Annotated in this window: 4 protein-coding genes; all 4 read left to right on the top strand. The window is 42.1% G+C overall.

What is annotated here, in order from left to right:
- The coding region (locus tag ACH2DQ_RS11885) for a sugar ABC transporter ATP-binding protein (RefSeq protein WP_395026856.1) at positions 1 to 1,396 on the top strand (1,396 nt) is incomplete at its 5' end.
- Positions 1,386 to 2,375 (top strand): ABC transporter permease, encoded by a 990-nt coding sequence (locus ACH2DQ_RS11880; protein WP_394912211.1) that lies wholly within the window; start codon positions 1,386 to 1,388, stop codon positions 2,373 to 2,375. The genes ACH2DQ_RS11885 and ACH2DQ_RS11880, both read left to right, overlap by 11 nt.
- Positions 2,376 to 2,393: 18 nt before the next feature.
- Positions 2,394 to 3,509 carry a sugar ABC transporter substrate-binding protein gene (locus tag ACH2DQ_RS11875; RefSeq protein WP_394912210.1) on the top strand — a complete coding sequence of 372 codons (1,116 nt, stop codon included), beginning with the start codon at positions 2,394 to 2,396 and terminating at the stop codon, positions 3,507 to 3,509.
- 69 nt (positions 3,510 to 3,578) lie between these two features.
- On the top strand, positions 3,579 to 4,000 hold a 422-nt coding region (locus tag ACH2DQ_RS11870), incomplete at its 3' end, for an alcohol dehydrogenase catalytic domain-containing protein (RefSeq protein ID WP_395026853.1).

The raw sequence follows: 4,000 nt of genomic DNA, 5'->3' as shown, positions 1-4,000 counted from the left end.
AAACGGCGCGGGAAAATCTACCTTGATGAAGATCATCAATGGCCTGTACCAAAGAGATTCCGGACAGATGCTGCTGGATGGAAAAGAAGTGTTTTTTGCAAGTCCGCTGGAATCTTTTTCGGCGGGAATTGCAATGATCTACCAGGAATTAAATTTCTTTCCCGATCTGACCATTGAGGAGAATATTTTTATGGGAAAGCACCCGGGAAAGGTTGGAATGGTTGACTGGAAAGAACTGCGGGAGAATGTAAAAACGATCTTCCGGGAGAATGGGTTGGATTATGACCCTGGTATGAAGATAAAAGAACTTTCTGTTTCTAATATTCAAATGCTTGAAATTGTAAAAGCAGTTGCATTTAAGGCTGAAGTAATAATTATGGATGAACCGACCTCTTCGATCAGTAATCAGGAAGTGGAAGCTCTTTTTGATACGATTGGCCGTCTGCGCAGCCAGGGTATCAGCATTCTGTATATCTCACATAAAATGGAAGAAATTTTCCGGATTGCAGATGACATAACTGTGATAAGGGATGGGCAGTCGATCATCACTGGTCCGGCTGCAGAGTTTAATAATGATACCCTGATTGCCCATATGGTGGGGAGGCCTATTTCTAATATTTATCCCAAAGAGGAGATTCCCCTTGGTAACGTTATTTTTGAGATTCGGGATTTATGCAGCAAGGATACCTTTGACCGGGTTAATCTTACTTTAAGAAAAGGTGAGATTATTGGAATGGCAGGACTTGTGGGAGCAGGACGGACGGAGGTTGCCAGAGCAGTATTTGGACTGGATCCCTACGATTCCGGAACGATTTTGTTACATAATAAAAAAGTAGAGATTAAAAATGTTTCCCAGGCGATACGCAGCAAAATCCTGATGGTTTCGGAAGACCGGAAGAAAGAAGGTGTTGTGGGAATCAGAAGTATTCGGGAGAATATTGCCCTTGCAAGCCTTCGGGTAAGAAAGGGGGGATTTCTGAACCTCAGAAAAGAATTGGAAGAAGCTAAATCCATGTCTGACATGCTGAATGTAAGAGGGGCGGGCATCGAAACTGCACTGGGCTCCTTAAGCGGAGGGAATCAGCAAAAAGTGATACTGGCCAGATGGCTCATGTTGGATGGGGAGGTATTGATTCTGGATGAACCCACCCGTGGAATCGATGTGGGAGCAAAGCTGGAAATTTATAACATAATGATGAAGCTGGTGAAGGAAAAGGGACTCAGTATTATCATGATATCTTCAGAATTGCCGGAACTGATAGGTATGTGTGACCGCATATATGTAATGAACAAGGGATATGTTACAGGAGTTATTGGCAGGGAGGAATGTTCCCAGGAAAAAATTATGAAATTAGCTACGAAAACAGGAGGAAAAGGAGAAGAAAATGAAAAGTAATGTAAAAGCAAAAATACAGAAGTTTTCAACATTTTTGATATTAATTGTGATGGTGGTCATCTGTTCCTTCTTATCACCAAAGTTTATGACATCAACGAACCTGATGAATATATTGAAGCAAGTGAGTATTGTAACCATTTTGTCATTTGCCCAGGGGATGGTAATCATCAGCGGCGAAATTGATCTTTCCATTGGAAGTCTGGCTGGAATGGCAGGAACCTATGCCTGTATCTTATATGTGGCTACCGGTAACCTGGTTCTGGCAATTTTATTCGGACTTCTTCTGGGAGCTGTAGTTGGAGCTCTAAACGGATTATTTGTGGCACATTTCGGACTTCCATCCTTTATTGTTACGTTGGCTATGCAGACTATAACTTTTGGCAGTATCTGTTTGTACACTGCAGGAAATAATGTCTACAAAATCGGGGACTTTAAGATTTTAGGACAGGGTACTGTATTTGGAGTAATTCCCATCACTGTAGTATTTATGGCTGTTATGTGCCTGATCACACATGTTTTGTTAAAATACACGAAGTTTGGAAGATATATCTATGCAATAGGCGGTAATAAGGATGCAGCGAATGCAGCAGGTATACAGGTAAGAAAGACAAAATGGATCACCTTTATTATTTCAGGAGTTTTTGCAGCCATTGCCGGCATGATTTTAATGGGGAGGCTGAATGCAGGAATTCCCAGTGAAGGAACCGGGTATGAAACAGATGCTATTATGGCAACGGTAGTGGGAGGAACCAGCTTTGCCGGAGGTGTGGGTACTGCTTTTGGAACGTTGGTTGGTTCACTGATTATTGGAATCTTGAATAACATTATGAATCTGTTAGGAGTAGAGTCCTATTCTCAGCAGATCATTAAAGGATTTTTAATTATTATTGCAGTTTTATTTGACATCCGGTCCAAAAGAGGAAAGCGAAAAATGAAGATTATGGAAACTACCTCTGAATTAGCTCAGAGTAGTAAATAAAATTAAGGAGGGTACAAAATGAAAAGAAAAGTATTAAGTGTAATTGCAGCAGCGGTGATGACAGCAGCATTCATTGCAGGATGTGGAAGTGGCAAGACAGAGGGAACAGTAGCGGAAACGCACGAAGTATCAAAGAGTGAAGCAAAGAGTAAAGAAACAAAAAGCGAGGCAAAGAGTACAGAGGAAAAAGAAGAAGCCAAAGAGGCTGCAGAGACAGCTATGGAGGAAGTATCTAATGCTGCCAGCGGTGCAAAGGGAGAGTTTGAAATTGCACTGCTTCCTACCGATATGTCCGCAACTTTTGCTGCCTGGCTGGCACAGGAACTGGAGATAGCAGTAAAACAATATCCGAATATGACATTGACGATACTGGATTCCAAGAATACTTTATCTACCCAGCTGGCAAATCTGGAAAATTGTGTTACCCAGGGATACGATTATATTATACTGCATCCGCTGGAGCCGGATGCGGAAGCAGAGCTGGTAGACCAGTATATACAGGATGGCACACCCATTTTAATGGTTAATCAGAGTGATGGCGGCAGTAAGTTTGCATCAAACGTAGATTGCGACCCTATAGAGCAGGGTTCCATAGTGGCAGAAGTAGCAGCGCAGAAGATACCGCAAAATGGTAAGGTTGTAATTTTATTAGGGCCTTCCGGAAATTCCCACTCTATTGGCAGAAGGGAAGGTTTTCAAAAGACCTTGTTTGATGCAAGACCGGATATTGAGATCTTGGATGAACAGATTGGGGACTGGGAAAAGTCAAAAGGAATGAATTTTATGGAAGACTGGCTTCAGGCATATGATCAGATTGATGCAGTCGTTTCTATGAACGATGCCATGGCTCTGGGAGCATGGGAAGCTGCCAATGATGCTAAAAGGGCGGAAAACATGACATTTTATGGGGTAGACGGACTGGCGGATGCCGTATTATCTATAAAAGATGGCGGGCTGACCGCTACCTGTGTTCAGAATGCCAAAGTAATGGCGGAAACGACCTTTGGAATTATTGACAAAGTTCTTTCAGGAGGAGAAGAATTTGAGAAAACATTAATAGAAGGGCAGCTGATCGATGAAAATAATGTAGATGAATGGATTAAGATACATACGGACAATGGACAGATTAAATAGAGTCCCAAATTGAATTGCAAAGAGATATCAAAAAGAGCCCTAAGCGGAATGGAAGCAGAAAGGAAAAAAATGAGAATAGCAACATTAACAAATCCGGAGGAAATTGTTATCACCGAAACAGAGAAACCAGTAGCAAAAGACAACGAGGTTGTGATTAAAGTGGATTATATAGGAATCTGTGGTTCTGATATACATGCGTATTATGGCAAACATCCCTTTATTAATTGTCCCATTACTCTGGGTCATGAATTTACGGGTAAAGTAGTTGAGACCGGTCAGAAGGTCAGAAATGTTCTGCCGGGAGAAATGGTGACGGCAATGCCCCAGATATTCTGTGGAGAGTGTGAACCCTGTGAAAGCGGCAGATACAATATCTGTAATACGCTGAAAGTGATCGGCTGTCAGACCCCCGGTGCAGCTTGTGATTACTTTGCCTTTGATTCTTCGCTGGTGAAGAAAATACCTGAGGGGATGCCAAACGATATTGCAGC

The organism is Robinsoniella sp., from assembly GCF_034124845.1.
Note: the sequence above shows the minus strand (reverse complement) of the source record. Positions and strands in the feature narration are given on the sequence as shown.

Excerpts from the sequence above, each read along its gene's own strand:
- ACH2DQ_RS11880 (WP_394912211.1), top strand. The coding sequence starts at position 1,386 with ATGAAAAGTAATGTAAAAGCAAAAATACAGAAGTTTTCAACATTTTTG.
- ACH2DQ_RS11875 (WP_394912210.1), top strand. The coding sequence starts at position 2,394 with ATGAAAAGAAAAGTATTAAGTGTAATTGCAGCAGCGGTGATGACAGCA.